The following is a 16,341-nucleotide window of genomic DNA, read 5'->3' as shown; positions in this document are numbered from 1 at the left end:
AGGCTTTGTATTGGCTTCCCCCTGTGGGGGAAGCTGTCACCGAAGGTGACTGATGAGGGTATTATTTAAATACCTGATGCACCGTAATTGCTTAACACGCGGGCTGAGGGGTCATTGACGTTGCAGCCTTCCCATTTTTTATTTGGCATCCAGAAGTCTGCTATCATGTGTGCCTGACCTGGATAATATTTTTCAAACAAGTCTCTGTATAGAAGAGACTCTTTTGTGAAAGGTGCTCGGAATTCGTATTTACGTTTTGCATTTTCCAAATCTTCATCTGAGTAAATGCTGTTTGCGTATTCCTTAAGGTAGTAAACCATTGAATGTCCTACCGCATCGGAAAAGGCTGCTTTTTCTCTGAAAAGAATGTCGTAAGGCAGGTAATCGTCTCCCTCGAATGCATGTCTTAGCAAGTATTTTCCTTTGTTGTATTTATTCATTTTGATTTCTGGATTGATGCTCATTACATAATCCACAAAATCTATATCACCAAATGGTACTCTGGCTTCCATGGAGTGTACTGAAATGCATCTGTCTGCTCTAAGTACGTCGTACATGTAAAGCTCTCTTAGTCTCTTCTCTGCCTCCTGCTGGAACTCCTCTGCGTTTGGTGCAAAGTCTGTATATTTATATCCGAAAATCTCATCTGAAATTTCTCCGGTAAGCAAAACTCTGATCTCTGGAAACTGCTTTTTAATTTCCTTACAGATGAGATACATTCCCATGCTGGCTCTGATGGTCGTTATGTCGTAGGTGCCTAAAGCTGCTACAACTTCTTCTAAGGATTCAAGTACGATTTCTTTATTGATGATGATTTCGTGATGCTCTGAACCGATATAATCTGCAACCTCTTTTGCATATTTCAAATCAATTGCATCCTCGTTCATTCCGATTGCAAAGGTCTTTATCGGTTTATCTGGCATCATCTTTTGCGCTATGGCACATACCAGTGAAGAATCAAGTCCGCCTGATAAAAGAAATCCAACAGGTGCATCAGCATCAAGTCTTTTTTCAACTCCTGCCACAAGCTTTTCTTTTATCTTTGCTGAAGCTGTATCTACATCGTCTTTGGTGTAAGGCTGACGCTCTGATAAATCCATATAGCAGGTAAATTTGCCGTTCTTGTAATAATGTCCAGGTGGAAATGGCATAACCTCTTTTGTAAGGCCAACTAAGTTTTTGGCTTCTGAGGCAAACATGATATCGCCCTTGCTGTCATAGCCATAAAACAAAGGTCTGATTCCGATTGGATCTCTTGCTGCCATAAGGTTATCAATTTCTTTGTCGTAGATAACCATCGCAAATTCTGCATCAAGCTTTTCAAACATATCTGTACCGTATTTACGATACATTGGCAGGATGATTTCACAATCGCTGTCACTTAGAAATTTATATCCATCTGCCTTCAGCTCATCTCTCACCTTTTTGAAGCCGTATAGCTCACCATTGCAGATAACATAATTTCCATCCAGTTCGAAGGGCTGCATACCTGCTTCTGTAAGCCCCATTATTGATAATCTTTGGAATCCCAGAACTGAATCGCCTATGGTAATAACCTTTTGCATGTCCGGGCCTCTGGAAATTGTTTTAGAAAATGCCGTCTCGAAGTCTTTCATGTCGATGTGGCATTTGCTTAAAGCCATAATAGAACACATAAATCCACCTTCCCTGTGGAACAAAAAAAGGCGCCGCAGAAAACGTATATACGTTTTCTACGACGCCTTTGTCGTTCCATTGAATTTTTATTTGTTTTGTATATTAAATGTTTGATTTGGAGTTGTCAATATAAAATTTTATTTTTTTTCAATTTTTTAGACACGAGCCCTCATCCGGCCTACGGCCACCTTCCCCCAGAGGGGGAAGGCTTTATAAGTTAGTGTATCCCATTAGGTATTCGTCTACTTCGCGGGCGCAGTCGCGGCCTTGGCGGATTGCTTTTACTACGAGGGACTGGCCTGTGTGCATGTCACCGGCGGTGAATACTTTTGGTACATTTGTAGCGAAGGAATTCGCATTTACGGAGCTTACGTTGGTACGGGCATCTGTATCTACCTTGAAAGCCTTTGTAACGTAATCCTGGGCTCCTAAAAAGCCTGCTGCAATAAGGCAAAGCTGGCATGGCACTTCCTTTTCTGTGCCCTCTACAGGCACCATAAGCTTACGTCCAGTTTTCTTGTCCACCTTTGGCTCAAGAGAAACTAAGACTGCTGATTTTAGGTTACCATTTTTGTCAGTTTTGAATTCCTTAACTGTTGTTGTATAGATACGTGGATCGTGACCAAATTTTGCAATAGCCTCCTCCTGCCCGTAATCAGTTTTGCACACAAGAGGCCACTGTGGCCATGGGTTGGTCTCGGCTCTTTCATCAGGAGCCTTTGGCATCATTTCAAGCTGAGTCACAGACTTACAGCCATGACGAATAGCTGTGCCCACACAATCATTTCCGGTATCACCACCACCGATGATAATTACATCCTTGCCTTTGGCAGAAATGAACTGACCATCCACAAGGCGCATATTATTAGCCCAGAGACATTTTGTAGTTGAGGACAAAAAGTCTACAGCAAAGTGAATATCCTTTGCATCCTTTCGTCCTATAGCATCAATATCTCTTGGATTAGAGGAGCCACAGCAAAGAATTACAGCATCGTATTTCTTAACCAAATCTGCAGCCTTTACATTGTCACCAACATTGGCATTAACCACAAAGCTGACTCCCTCTTTTTCCATTATTTTTACCTTGCGGTCAATAATCTGCTTTTCAAGCTTCATGTTTGGAATGCCATAACGAAGCAATCCACCCACTTTGTCATTACGCTCGTAAACAGTGACCTGATGACCTCTGTGGTTTAACTGGTCTGCCACTGCAAGACCTGAAGGGCCAGAGCCTATAACAGCTACAGTTTTACCAGTACGCACCTTTGGTGGCTTGGCATCAGCCAGACCGTTTTTATAAGCATATTCAATAATAGCTTTTTCATTTTCCTTTGTGGATACAGCATCACCATTAAGCCCACAAGTGCAGGCCTTCTCACAAAGTGCCGGGCAAACCCTGCAGGTAAACTCAGGGAAATTGCTTGTCTTATGCAGACGCTTGTAAGCCATCTCATAATTTCCCTGATAAACAAGCTCATTCCACTCAGGGATAAGATTGTTGAGAGGACAGCCTGAAGTCATCCCCTTTATAGTCATTCCCGACTGGCAGAATGGTACGCCACAATCCATGCAGCGTGCCCCCTGTCGTCTTTGCTCCTCTTCTGATAGAGGTGCATGAAATTCGTTGAAATTTTTTATTCTTTCAAGTGGACTAGTAGCCTCAGAGTCCACACGATCATATTCTAAAAATCCTGTTGCCTTTCCCATGATTACCTCCTACTTACCTGACATTAACAGATTAAATGCTTCGATTTGTGCCTGTTCTGATGACAGTCCTTTTTCTTCCATCTGGACGATAGTCTGCATCATTTTCTTGTAATCAAATGGCACAATTCTCTTAAATTTAGGCAGATAATCACTAAAGTTATCGTAGATTTCTTTACCCTTAACAGAGCCAGTGGCAGCCACGTGCTCTGCAATTATTTCTTTAAGCTCAAGTACGTCATATTTATCTGTGACGGTCTCCAGGCTAACCATAGATTTATTAAGACGCTTGTAAAGTGTAGCATCCTCGTCTAAAACGTAGGCAATACCACCTGACATACCAGCAGCAAAGTTTTTACCTGTCTCACCAAGCACTACTACACGACCACCTGTCATGTACTCGCAGCCGTGGTCACCGCAGCCTTCCACAACTGCTGTTGCTCCGGAATTACGAACTGCGAAACGCTCACCGGCAACACCATTAATAAATGCCTTACCAGAGGTTGCACCGTAAAGAGCAACGTTACCGATGATGATATTTTCATCCTGTTTGTAGGTTGCAGCCTTTGATGGATAAACCACAAGCTTTCCACCTGACAAGCCCTTACCAAAGTAATCGTTAGAATCGCCCTCAAGCTTTAGAGTGAGTCCCTTAGGGATAAATGCACCAAAGGACTGTCCGCCTGCACCATGGCAGTTTACGGTATATCTATCTTCCTCCAGGTTTTCTCCAAACTGTCTAGTAAGCTCTGCGCCAAGAAGTGTTCCAAGAGAGCGGTTAACATTTGAAACAGCTACATCCACCTGCCCCTTTTGTCCTGCTGCAATTAAAGGCTTAAGCTTCTTTAACAGTTGCTTTTCATCTACTGTTTTTTCAAGCTCAAAGTTGTAGACATTCTTCTTTGCATATTCAATCTTCTCGTAAGGATTTGGATTTGAAACTACAGCTGTCAAATCAACCTTTGATAAACGCTTTGAATTATCAACATCCTTAAGCTTTAACAAATCATATCTTCCACATAACTCATCTACAGTTTTGCAGCCAAGCTGAGCCATATATTCACGAAGCTCTTCTGCGATAAAGCGCATGAAGTTTACCACGTACTCTGGCTTTCCTGTAAAACGTTTTCTAAGCTCTGGATTTTGGGTTGCAACGCCTACAGGGCAGGTATCTAGATTACATACACGCATCATAACACAGCCCATAGTTACAAGTGGTGCTGTAGCAAAACCAAACTCCTCTGCACCAAGTGCACAGGCGATAGCCACATCTCGACCGCTCATAAGCTTGCCGTCTGTTTCGATAACAACCTTGTTACGAAGTCCATTCATAGCAAGAGTCTGATGAGCCTCTGCAAGACCAAGTTCCCATGGAAGTCCGGCATTGTGAATAGATGACTTTGGAGCTGCACCAGTTCCTCCATCGTAGCCTGAAATCAAAATAACCTGAGCACCTGCTTTTGCAACACCGGATGCAATCGTTCCAACACCTGCTTCAGATACAAGCTTTACAGAAATACGTGCATCCTTATTGGCATTTTTCAAATCATAAATAAGCTCTGCCAAATCCTCGATTGAATAGATATCGTGATGTGGTGGTGGTGAAATCAGTGCAACACCAGGTGTAGAAAGTCTGGTCTTTGCAATCCAAGGATAAACCTTTTTACCAGGAAGATGTCCACCTTCACCAGGCTTTGCGCCCTGAGCCATTTTAATCTGGATTTCCTTGGCACTTACTAGGTATTTACTTGTAACACCAAATCTGCCTGATGCGACCTGCTTGATTGCAGAACAACGATTCAGTCCATCCTCTCCTACTGTGTAGCGGCTTTCTTCCTCGCCACCTTCACCTGAGTTAGATTTACCATGAAGCATGTTCATGGCAATAGCCATTGTTTCGTGGGCTTCCTTTGAGATAGAACCGTAGCTCATTGCACCAGTCTTAAATCTTTTAACGATTGAATCTACGGACTCAACCTCATCTATACTTATACCCTTCTTTGGATAATTGAAGTCTATTAATCCACGAAGATTTCTCACTGAATCTTCCTTATTGACAAGTGATGTATACTCCTTGAAGGTATTGTAATCACCCGTTCTGGTAGAAAGCTGAAGGAGATGGATTGTTGCAGGGTTGTATAAATGCTCCTCAGCTCCAGAACGCATCTTGTGCTGGCCACGCGAATCAAGAGATTCATCTACAGAAAGTCCTAGTGGATCAAATGCTTTTGAATGCTGATTTTCAACATCAGCCTCAATGTCCTCTATTGTGATTCCACCTATTCTGCTAATTGTGCCAGTGAAATATTTATCAATAACATCAGAGCTGATTCCGATTGCCTCGAAAATCTTTGCGCCCTGATATGACTGAACTGTAGAAATACCCATCTTTGATGCAATCTTGATGATTCCAGAAATTACAGCCTCATTGTAAGCATCAACTGCTGCATGATAATCCTTCTGAAGCTGTCCCTTTTCAATAAGCTCACCTATTGTCTCCTGAGCAAGATAAGGGTTGATTGCAGAGGCACCATAACCTAAAAGTGTTGCAAAATGGTGTACCTCTCTTGGCTCACCTGACTCTAAAATGACAGATAAGCTTGTACGTTTTTTAGTCTGAACCAAATGATGCTGCACTGCTGCAACTGCAAGCAATGATGGGATGGCAACATGGTTTTCATCCACACCTCTATCAGAAAGGATGATGATATTTGCACCTTCTCTATTTACTCTGTCTACCTCTACATAAAGATGCTCGATAGCCTTTTCCAAAGAAGTATTTTTATAATATGTAATAGGAACAGTTTCAGCATGAAGGCCTAGTACCTTCATAGATTTAATCTTCATCAAATCTGTCACTGTAAGGATAGGATTGTTTATCTGCAGCATGTTGCAGTTTTCTTCCTTTTCCTCAAGGACATTTCCAGCTGTTCCAAGATAGATGGTTGTAGCTGTAACAATCTCCTCACGAATAGAATCGATAGGTGGATTTGTTACCTGAGCAAATAGCTGTTTAAAGTAATTGAACAATGGCTGATGATTGTCTGAAAGCACTGCAAGTGGCACATCAATACCCATTGCACCTGTGTTTTCACCACCATTTAAAGCCATAGGAAGGATAGAATCCTTTATCTCCTCATAGGAATATCCAAAGGCCTTCTGGAGTCTGTCTCTCTCTTCATTTGAGTGCTTTGGAACAGGCTCATTTGGGATCTTAATATCTGAAAGATTGGTAAGATTAGCATCAAGCCACTGTCCATAAGGCTGACGTGATGCATACTTTGCCTTAAGCTCATTGTCATCAATCAAGCGACCCTCTACTGTATCAACGAGAAGCATCTTGCCTGGCTTTAATCTATCCTTTAATTTGATTCTGCTCTCTTCAATTGGAAGTACACCTACCTCTGAAGAAAGAATCAAATAGTCATCGTTTGTAATATAGTATCTTGATGGGCGAAGACCGTTTCTATCAAGGACTGCACCCATGATATCACCATCTGAAAACAGGATTGATGCTGGACCATCCCATGGCTCCATCATTGTAGAGTAATACTGGTAGAAATCGCGACGAGCTGAATCCATTGCCTTATTTTTCACCCATGGTTCCGGAATGGTAATCATAACTGCAAGTGGAAGTGGCATTCCGTTCATTACCAAAAACTCAAGAGCATTATCAAGCATTGCTGAATCAGAACCTGCCTGATTGCATACTGGTGTAATTTTTGACATCTGAGGCTCAAGCACCTGTGAAACCATTGTCTCCTCACGGGAGAGCATTTTATCTGCGTTACCCTTTATTGTGTTAATCTCACCATTATGCACGATAAAGCGGTTTGGATGTGCTCTCTCCCAGGATGGATTTGTGTTGGTTGAGAAACGTGAGTGAACCGTTGCAATGGCTGATTCATAATCCTCATCCAAAAGATCCCCAAAGAAAAGTCTGAGCTGATTTACAAGGAACATTCCCTTATATACGATTGTTCTGCTTGATAGAGAAGCTACATAAGTATCCTCTGCTGTCTGCTCAAACACACGTCTTGCCACGTATAGTTTTCTGTCAAAATCCAATCCCTTAGGACAATCCTTTGGTCGTTTAATGAAAGCCTGGTAGATAGTTGGCATACAGTCAACTGCAGCTTTTCCTAATATTTCAGGCTTTGTTGGAACCTCTCTCCAGCCTAAGAACTTAAGATTTTCCTTTTCAACGATGATTTCAAACATCTTCATGGCCTGCTTTCTCTTCAGCTCTTCTGCTGGAAAGAAAAACATTCCCACACCATAGTCTCTTTCATCACCAATGGAAATCCCTAACTCCTTTGCTACCTTTGAAAAGAATTTGTGAGATATTTGAAGTAAAATACCTACACCATCTCCTGTCTCTCCAAGGGCATCCTTTCCTGCTCTGTGCTCTAGGTTTTCAACTATTTTTAGAGCATCTGAAACAATCTGGTGTGTTTTGATTCCCTTTATGGAAACCACAGCACCTATTCCACAATTGTCATGCTCAAACTGGGGACTATATAATCCCATCTGATGATTTTCCATTGATTGCTACTCCTTCCACTTGTCCTTAACATAACCGGATGGCACTCATTTAAAAATCGCTTTGCGATGGTGTGCCGTGACAAACAGGCTCTCCAACTTCGTGGACCCCTCCTATTTGCATTAAAAAAGGCGCCTAAAGAAACACCCAATCTGGGTACTTCTTTAGACGCCTTTGTCTTGTGCAAAACTATACAACTATTTTAATAATTATGCAAGAGGTGTTTCAACAAATTTAATAATTTGTTTATTGTATATTAGAATTATTACATTTATAATACGTAAAGTTGAGTTTTATTATAATAAGAAGTTAAACACTTCATCCCTTTCGGGATACTCTTTAATTTTAAAGGGTTAGTTAGGAGATTTATGGAAAACAAACAGTTCAAGCTCGGTATCGACATCGGCTCTACTACTGTCAAAATAGCCGTTTTAGATAACGAGAACAATTTACTATTTTCAGATTATCAGAGACACTTTGCTAATATTCAGCAGACTCTCACTGATTTACTTACACAGGCCAAGTCATTGCTTGGAAAAATCGAAGTACGTCCTATGATTACAGGGTCCGGTGGACTTACTCTCGCTAAGCATCTTGGTGTTGAATTTGTACAAGAGGTTATCGCTGTTTCCACTTCACTTACTCACTACGCTCCACAGACAGATGTTGCTATCGAGCTTGGTGGTGAGGATGCCAAAATCATTTATTTTGAGAATGGCAATGTTGAGCAGCGAATGAATGGTATCTGTGCCGGTGGTACTGGTTCCTTCATCGACCAGATGGCTTCTCTTTTGCGGACTGACGCCACTGGACTTAACCAATATGCAAAGGACTACAAGGCTATCTATCCAATCGCTGCTCGTTGCGGTGTATTCGCAAAGACAGATATTCAGCCTCTTATCAATGAAGGCGCATCAAAGGAAGACCTTTCAGCTTCTATTTTCCAGGCTGTAGTTAATCAGACTATTTCAGGTCTTGCCTGCGGTAAGCCTATCCGCGGACACGTTGCTTTCCTCGGTGGTCCACTTCACTTTTTGGACCAGCTTAAAGAGACCTTCATCCGCACATTAAAGCTTGATGATGAGCACGCTATCACACTTGATAACTCACATCTTTTTGCAGCTATAGGTTCTGCCCTTAATTCAAAGGAAGAGAACCATGTTCCAATGGACGACCTTATCGACAAGCTTTCTGAAGGAATCAAAATGGATTTCGAGGTTGCCCGACTTGATCCTCTATTCGAATCAGAGGAAGACTTCAGAGCCTTTAAAGACAGACATGCAAAGGCTGAAGTTAAAAAGGGGGATTTAGCCAACTACCACGGAAATGTTTACCTTGGTATTGATGCAGGCTCTACCACTACAAAGCTTGCTGTTGTTGGTGATGACGGAACACTTCTTTATTCATTCTACTCTAGCAACAATGGTAGCCCACTTGCTACTTCTCTAAAGGCATTAAAGGAAATCTACTCTATTATGCCTGAGGATACACATATCGTACATTCTTGCTCTACAGGTTATGGTGAGGCGCTTTTAAAGGCTGCATTACAGCTTGATGATGGGGAAGTAGAAACAATCGCTCATTACTATGCCGCTGCTTTCTTCAATCCAGATGTTGACTGCATACTTGATATCGGTGGTCAGGATATGAAATGTATCCGCATCAAAAATGGCGTCGTAGACAGTGTTCAGCTTAATGAAGCTTGCTCTTCAGGCTGCGGTTCTTTCATCGAGACATTTGCAAAATCACTTGATTTTACTGTACAGGATTTCGCTGAGGAAGCTCTTTTTGCCCTTAACCCAATCGACCTTGGAACACGTTGTACTGTATTTATGAATTCAAAGGTTAAGCAGGCACAAAAGGAAGGTGCTTCCGTTGCAGACATTTCTTCTGGTCTTGCTTACTCTGTAATCAAAAACGCATTATTTAAGGTTATTAAGCTTTCTGATGCTTCAGAGCTCGGAAAGAATATCGTAGTTCAGGGTGGTACCTTCTACAATGACGCTGTTCTTCGTTCACTTGAGAAAACAGCAGGTGTAGATGTAGTCAGACCTGACATTGCAGGTATCATGGGTGCCTTCGGTTGTGCTCTTATTGCCAAGGAGCGCTATGAGGAAAATCCTACTACCACTACTCTTGGCATCGATGAAATCAACAACCTTACTTTCGATACAAAGCTTACACGTTGTCAGGGTTGTGTGAACCACTGCCTCCTTACAATCAACAGATTCTCAGGCGGCCGTTCATTCATCACTGGTAACAGATGTGAAAAGGGTGCAGGCGGTGTTAAAAATAAAGAAAACATCCCTAACCTTTACGAATATAAATTCAACAGATTATTTGATTATGAACCTCTTTCTGAAGAGGAAGCTGTTCGTGGCTCCGTTGGTATTCCACGAGTGCTCAACCTTTACGAGAATTATCCTTTCTGGGCTACATTCTTTAAGGCGCTTAAATTTAGAGTAGTACTTTCACCTCGTTCAAACCGCAAGGTTTATGAGATGGGTATCGAATCTATTCCTTCAGAGTCAGAGTGCTACCCTGCAAAGCTTGCTCATGGACATGTACAGTGGCTTATCAATGAGGGAAATGTGGATTTCATTTACTATCCATGTATCCCTTATGAGAGAAATGAATTTCCTGATTCAAACAACCACTACAACTGCCCTATCGTTACTTCTTATGCAGAAAACATCAAGAATAACGTGGATGAAATCACCACAGGCAAGGTTCGCTTCTTAAATCCATTTATGGCATTTACCAGCGAGGATATTCTAGCTACCCAACTTGTAAAGGTATTTAAAGAAGAATTTGATATCTCAGAAGGTGAAGTCAGAGCAGCTGCACATGCTGCATGGGCTGAGCAGGAGCATTTCAGAAATGATATGTATGCTAAGGGTGCCGAGGTACTTAAGTATCTTGAGGAGACAGGAAAACATGGTATCGTTCTTGCAGGTCGTCCATATCACGTAGACCCTGAGATTAACCATGGTATTCCAGAGCTCATTAACAGCTACGGCATTGCAGTCCTTACAGAGGATTCCATTTCAAACCTTGGAGAGGTTGAACGCCCTCTCATCGTTATGGACCAGTGGATGTTCCACTCACGTATGTACTCAGCTGCCAACTATGTTAAAAAGCATGATAACTTAGATTTGATTCAGCTCAATTCCTTTGGATGTGGTCTTGATGCTGTTACAACAGACCAGGTTGCAGATATCCTTACACACTCAGGCAAGATTTACACCTGCCTTAAGATTGATGAGGTTAACAACCTTGGTGCAGCACGTATTCGTATCCGTTCTTTACTTGCAGCCCTCCGTGTAAAGAAAAAGAAAAAACAAGAGCGTACTATCGTTCCAGCAAGCTACAACCGTATCGTATTTACGGAGGAAATGAAGAAGAATTACACAATTCTTTGTCCACAGATGTCACCTATCCACTTTGATTTAATTGAACCTGCATTTAATGCGGCAGGATACAATCTGGTGGTACCTGATATCCCAACTCGTACATGTGTAGATGTAGGTCTTAAATACGTAAACAACGATGCCTGCTATCCATCACTTATGGTAATTGGACAGCTTATGGCTGCTATCGATTCCGGAGATTTTGATATGAGCCGCACTGCTCTTTTAATCTCTCAGACAGGTGGTGGTTGCCGTGCTTCCAACTACATCGGATTTATCCGTAGAGCACTTGCAAAGGCTGGTTATCCAGATGTTCCGGTTATCTCATTAAACCTTAGCGGCCTAGAGAAAAACCCTGGATTTAAGCTTTCACCTAGCTTACTTCAGCACGGTTTATACGCTCTTACATTTGGCGATATTCTTTTACGTTGCGTATACAGAGTTCGTCCATACGAAGCTGTGCCTGGCTCTACAAATGAGCTTCACGAAAAATGGAAGAAAGAAATTATAGACTTTATTTCAAATAAAAAGATTCTCTCTCACAGAAAGTTTAAAAAGATGTGTAGAGAAATCATCAGAGACTTTGACAATCTTCCTATCATTGAAGGTTTATCAAAGCCTAGAGTTGGTATTGTAGGTGAGATTTTAGTTAAGTTCCTTCCTGCAGCCAACAACCATTTAGCTGACCTTCTTGAGCAGGAAGGTGCTGAGGCTGTTATTCCTGATTTAACAGACTTCCTACTCTACAGCTTCTACAATGCAAACTTCAAAGAAGAAAACCTTGGTACAAGCCGCAAAACAAAATTCTACTGTGACATGGGAATCAAGTTCTTTGAATGGCTTAGAAGTGCTGCCAGAGATGAGTTCAATAAGTCAAAGAGATTTACAGCTCCTGCTTATATTACAAACACCGCTGCGCAGGCTAAGGAAATTGTTTCAATCGGAAATCAGACTGGTGAAGGCTGGTTCCTTACAGGTGAAATGCTTGAGCTTATTGAAACAGGTGCAAGCAACATCGTATGTATTCAGCCATTTGGTTGTTTACCAAACCATGTTGTGGGTAAGGGCGTTATCAAACGTATCCGCCATGAGCATCCATCAGCAAATATCGTAGCCATCGATTACGATCCTGGTGCTTCTGAAGTAAATCAGCTTAACAGAATTAAGCTTATGCTTTCGACAGCAAATAAAAACCTAAAAGAAGCATAAATATAAAATAAGAGCTAGTTTAGCTATTAATAGTTTAACTAGCTCTTTTATTTTTCTGCTAAATGTTTGAAACTACAATACGAAATTCAAATGGCCTCAAAGTGAATTCCTTGATTTCCGAAGTATCGTAGTTGCTAAAAATTATTCTGTCACCATAGAATTCTGCGTCTTTGTTAAAGATTGAAAAATTACAATAAACGTATAGTCTCTCCTCAGGTGCCTCTCGTGTGAATATGAAAACATCATTTCTAGATGCTATTCGTCTATATCTTCCCTCAGACAATGCCTTTGATTTTTTCCTAAATTCAATCATGTTTGCATAGAATTTAGAAAGACTGTCAGGTTCCTTCAAATCATCTGGATTGCTACAGGATTTTCCAGCACTTATGAAAGGTATCCCCTTCAATGAAAGATTTAATCCTGTTAGCATTTTCTCGAAATATAAACGACTTCTTTGATCTGAACCAAAGTACCTAACGTAGTCTGCATCATCGCCGGTTTCAAGATAATTAACAGGGAATTCAAGGCTGTTCTGCCCCTTATCCACATATCTTAAAAGGCTTCCTACATTGCGGTATTTACGTAAACGTCTGACTTTTTTACTATCAGCTTCCATTCTTCCAAAGAAAAAAGCTGTATCCAACTCTCCATTATTGTCACCGCAAAACAGTCTTATATCATCCACTGATGTCAAAACCGTTTCACCAACAATGAAGCTTTTATAATTGGACCATACTTCAGAACGAAACTTTTTTAATATTTCATCACAACCATGAGTATGTAGATAGTGCTCTTTACCTGCTAAAACCGGGCTAAATTTGCCGTTTTCCAGGGTGTTTTTATATATAATGTTTACATTATCAATTCTAAATCCAGACACGCCTTTATCAAGCCAGAAACGCATGATATCGACAAATTCATTATAGACATCCGGGTTATCCCAATTTAAATCCGGCTGGCTATCTCCAAGCAAATGTAAATAGGATTCACCATTTTCTACTTTGGTCCAGGCACTACCGCCATAAAATGAATGCCAATTATTCGGTTTAAAAAGTCTACTTCCTTTTCTGAAGTAATAGTAGTCCTTATATTTTTCATCTCCATCTAATGCTTTTTTGAACCACTCATGCTCATCAGACGTGCAATTAATGGCAATATCCATTATTATCTTTATTCTGAGTCTTTTGGCTCGACTAATAAGCCGATCCATATCCTCCATAGTTCCATAGTCGGGATTGATGCCCTTAAAATCAGAAATGTCATAACCTTTGTCGTTACGAGGGCTCGGAAATACAGGGCTAAGACAAATAATATCTACCCCTAATTCCTTAAGATAATTAAGTTTTGATATGATTCCTTGAATATCTCCTATACCGTCATCATTACTATCACAAAAAGAATCGGTGTATACTTGATATACGATAGAGTTTTTCCACCATTTCTTGTTACCAGCTACAGCCATGCTCCCCCCAAATAAAAAAATACGCTTTCTGTTTGCGTATCCTCCCCATACATCTATAATAATTGAATAAACATACTTTTTCAATAAAATATTCACATTTCTATCACATTACGGTATGTAGATTATGAATTCTTGCTCTAAATAAAAGCAATAATTAGAAAATGGCAGACAATAATGCCTGCCATTCAACTAAAGAACTAATATATTGTTTTTATTATTTTGCAAGTAACATCATAATTTTGTTAGAACGAGAAACAAATTCAGTCATTGCTTCTGGTGAAAGTGGTGCATTTGAAATCTTTGCAAGGTCATAAAGCTGAGCTGCAAAAGTTGGCACGTTTTCAGAATCCTTATTGTTAAGGATGTACTGAACTAAATCGTTGTTAGCATTAAGAACTAAAGTCTCAGATGCTGAGCCAAACATTCCCATGTCCATTCCACCCATAGCATACATCTTCATCATGTCCTGCATACGGCGGCTCTCTTCTGATACAGTAAGCATAGAAGAAACGTCCTTATTCTTGAACTTTTCAACTTTTACTGTAAGACCTTCGTTATTAAGAGCCTTTCGGAACACTTCTGTAAGTGTCTCTGTCTCTGTCTTAAGCTCATCCTCAGAAGTCTGCTCTACCATGTTTTCTGTAACATCTGCATCAATGCGGCAGAACTTGTAGTTCTCATTACGCTGCTCAAGCTGAGTGATGAATGATGTATCGATAGCATGATCAAGAATTACTGCATTTTGTCCCTGTTCCTTGAACATGTTTACATATTGTGACTGCTGCTGAAGGTCTGTTACGTAGTAGACTGTCTTTCTCTTATCCTCTGGCTCAGTTGTAGCCTCAGCTTCTTTAGTATCATCTACAACCTCAGCCTCAACTGTCTCACCATTTTCATCAGTAGCCTTTTCCTCTTCCTTAACAAGGAGCTCTGGAAGGGTGATGTATGCATCATTAATATCCTTGAAAAGGATGTAGTCGTTCATCTTATCGCAGAACTTGTTGTCCTTGAGGCAACCAAACTTGATGAATGGTGCAATGTCGTCCCAGTATTTCTCATAAGACTCTTTGTCAGTCTTGCACATACCAGTGAGCTTGTCTGCCACCTTTTTGGTAATGTATTCAGAAATCTTTGTAACAAAACCATCATTCTGAAGTGCTGAACGAGAAACATTAAGTGGAAGATCTGGACAATCGATAACACCTTTAAGAAGCATTAAGAATTCTGGAATAACTTCTTTGATGTTGTCAGCAATGAATACCTGGTTGTTGTAAAGCTTGATTGTGCCTTCGATTGAATCGTACTCTGTATTAATCTTAGGGAAGTATAAAATACCCTTGAGATTGAATGGGTAATCCATGTTAAGGTGAATCCAGAAAAGTGGCTCCTTGTAGTCATGGAATACATCACGATAAAATGCCTTGTACTCCTCGTCTGTGCACTCTGAAGGGCTCTTTGTCCAAAGTGGATGTGTCTCATTGAGAGGTACTGGACGCTTAACAATCTTAAGTTTATCCTTTGCAGGAGAAACCTCTACCTGCTCCTTCTCTCCGTTTTCATTTTCCTTTTCTTCGAACTTTGCTTCCTCGTGGATTTCTTCGATTACTTTATCTGTATCTCTCTTGTCAGCTGCATCGATAGTCTCATATTCCTCTGGTGCATCCTTCTTTGAAAGATAGATTTCTGTAGGCATGAATGAGCAGTACTTTGTGATAACTTCACGAGCACGATACTCATTTGCAAACTCAAGGCAATCCTCGTTTAAGAATAATGTAATTTTGGTACCTACCTGGTCCCAATCGCCATCCCCCATCTCAAACTCTGTACCGCCATCGCATTCCCAATGAACTGCTGTAGCGCCATCCTTGTATGAAAGTGTGTCGATATGCACCTCATCAGCTACCATAAATGCTGAATAGAAGCCAAGACCAAAGTGACCAATAATCTGGTCTGAATCAGCCTTGTCCTTGTATTTTTCAAGGAAATCTGTTGCACCTGAAAATGCAATCTGATTGATGTATTCATCCACCTCATCAGATGTCATACCAAGACCATTATCAATGAATGTAAGAGTCTTGTCCTCTGGGCTAACGATAACCTGAATCTTTGCCTTGTAGTCAAGTGGAAGTGAATATTCTCCCATCATATCAAGCTTTTTAAGCTTGGTGATGGCATCACAGCCATTTGAAATAAGCTCTCTATAGAAAATGTCATGGTCAGAATATAACCACTTTTTGATAACTGGAAAAATGTTTTCACTAGTAATTGATAAACTACCTTTTTTATTGCTCATAATCACGTCACTCCTTTGTAATTAATCTCACTGAAATATATGATAATACTGGAAAAATTATAAG

General features: G+C 40.7%; 6 protein-coding genes. 1 reads left to right on the top strand and 5 read right to left on the bottom strand.

The features are described from left to right. Positions 1-65: 65 nt before the first annotated feature. The 3 genes from asnB to gltB form a co-directional block, all read right to left on the bottom strand. Entirely contained in the window at positions 66-1,655 is a 1,590-nt protein-coding gene (gene asnB, locus BLV53_RS05710) for an asparagine synthase B (protein WP_090298359.1), read from the bottom strand. A 211-nt stretch (positions 1,656-1,866) separates the two neighbouring features. After that, a complete protein-coding gene (locus tag BLV53_RS05705; protein WP_090298355.1) occupies positions 1,867-3,363 on the bottom strand; it encodes a glutamate synthase subunit beta in 1,497 nt (498 codons plus the stop codon). 9 nt (positions 3,364-3,372) lie between these two features. Further along, a complete protein-coding gene (gltB, locus tag BLV53_RS05700; protein ID WP_090298352.1) occupies positions 3,373-7,905 on the bottom strand; it encodes a glutamate synthase large subunit in 4,533 nt (1,510 codons plus the stop codon). A 366-nt stretch (positions 7,906-8,271) separates the two neighbouring features. On the opposite strand from gltB, the gene BLV53_RS05695 reads away from it, so the two are divergent. Next, positions 8,272-12,522, top strand: coding sequence for a 2-hydroxyacyl-CoA dehydratase (locus BLV53_RS05695; RefSeq protein ID WP_090298349.1), 4,251 nt, complete (start codon positions 8,272-8,274; stop codon positions 12,520-12,522). A gap of 58 nt (positions 12,523-12,580) precedes the next feature. Here BLV53_RS05695 and BLV53_RS05690 read toward each other — a convergent pair whose 3' ends face one another. Continuing rightward, on the bottom strand, positions 12,581-13,984 hold the full coding sequence (locus BLV53_RS05690) for an alpha-amylase family glycosyl hydrolase (protein ID WP_090298346.1): 1,404 nt from the start codon (positions 13,982-13,984) through the stop codon (positions 12,581-12,583). Positions 13,985-14,198: 214 nt separating this feature from the next. Further along, the gene (gene htpG / locus BLV53_RS05685; RefSeq protein ID WP_090298343.1) at positions 14,199-16,277 is read right to left on the bottom strand and encodes a molecular chaperone HtpG; all 2,079 of its coding nucleotides are present in this window, start codon (positions 16,275-16,277) and stop codon (positions 14,199-14,201) included. Between the last annotated feature and the right edge of the window lie 64 nt (positions 16,278-16,341).

Source organism: Pseudobutyrivibrio sp. ACV-2 (assembly GCF_900107545.1).
Taxonomy (GTDB): domain Bacteria; phylum Bacillota; class Clostridia; order Lachnospirales; family Lachnospiraceae; genus Pseudobutyrivibrio.
Note: the sequence above shows the minus strand (reverse complement) of the source record. Positions and strands in the feature narration are given on the sequence as shown.

Coding starts and splice junctions, on each gene's coding strand:
- asnB (WP_090298359.1), bottom strand. CDS start 1,655: ATGTGTTCTATTATGGCTTTAAGCAAATGCCACATCGACATGAAAGAC.
- htpG (WP_090298343.1), bottom strand. CDS start 16,277: ATGAGCAATAAAAAAGGTAGTTTATCAATTACTAGTGAAAACATTTTT.
- BLV53_RS05690 (WP_090298346.1), bottom strand. CDS start 13,984: ATGGCTGTAGCTGGTAACAAGAAATGGTGGAAAAACTCTATCGTATAT.
- BLV53_RS05695 (WP_090298349.1), top strand. CDS start 8,272: ATGGAAAACAAACAGTTCAAGCTCGGTATCGACATCGGCTCTACTACT.
- BLV53_RS05705 (WP_090298355.1), bottom strand. CDS start 3,363: ATGGGAAAGGCAACAGGATTTTTAGAATATGATCGTGTGGACTCTGAG.
- gltB (WP_090298352.1), bottom strand. CDS start 7,905: ATGGAAAATCATCAGATGGGATTATATAGTCCCCAGTTTGAGCATGAC.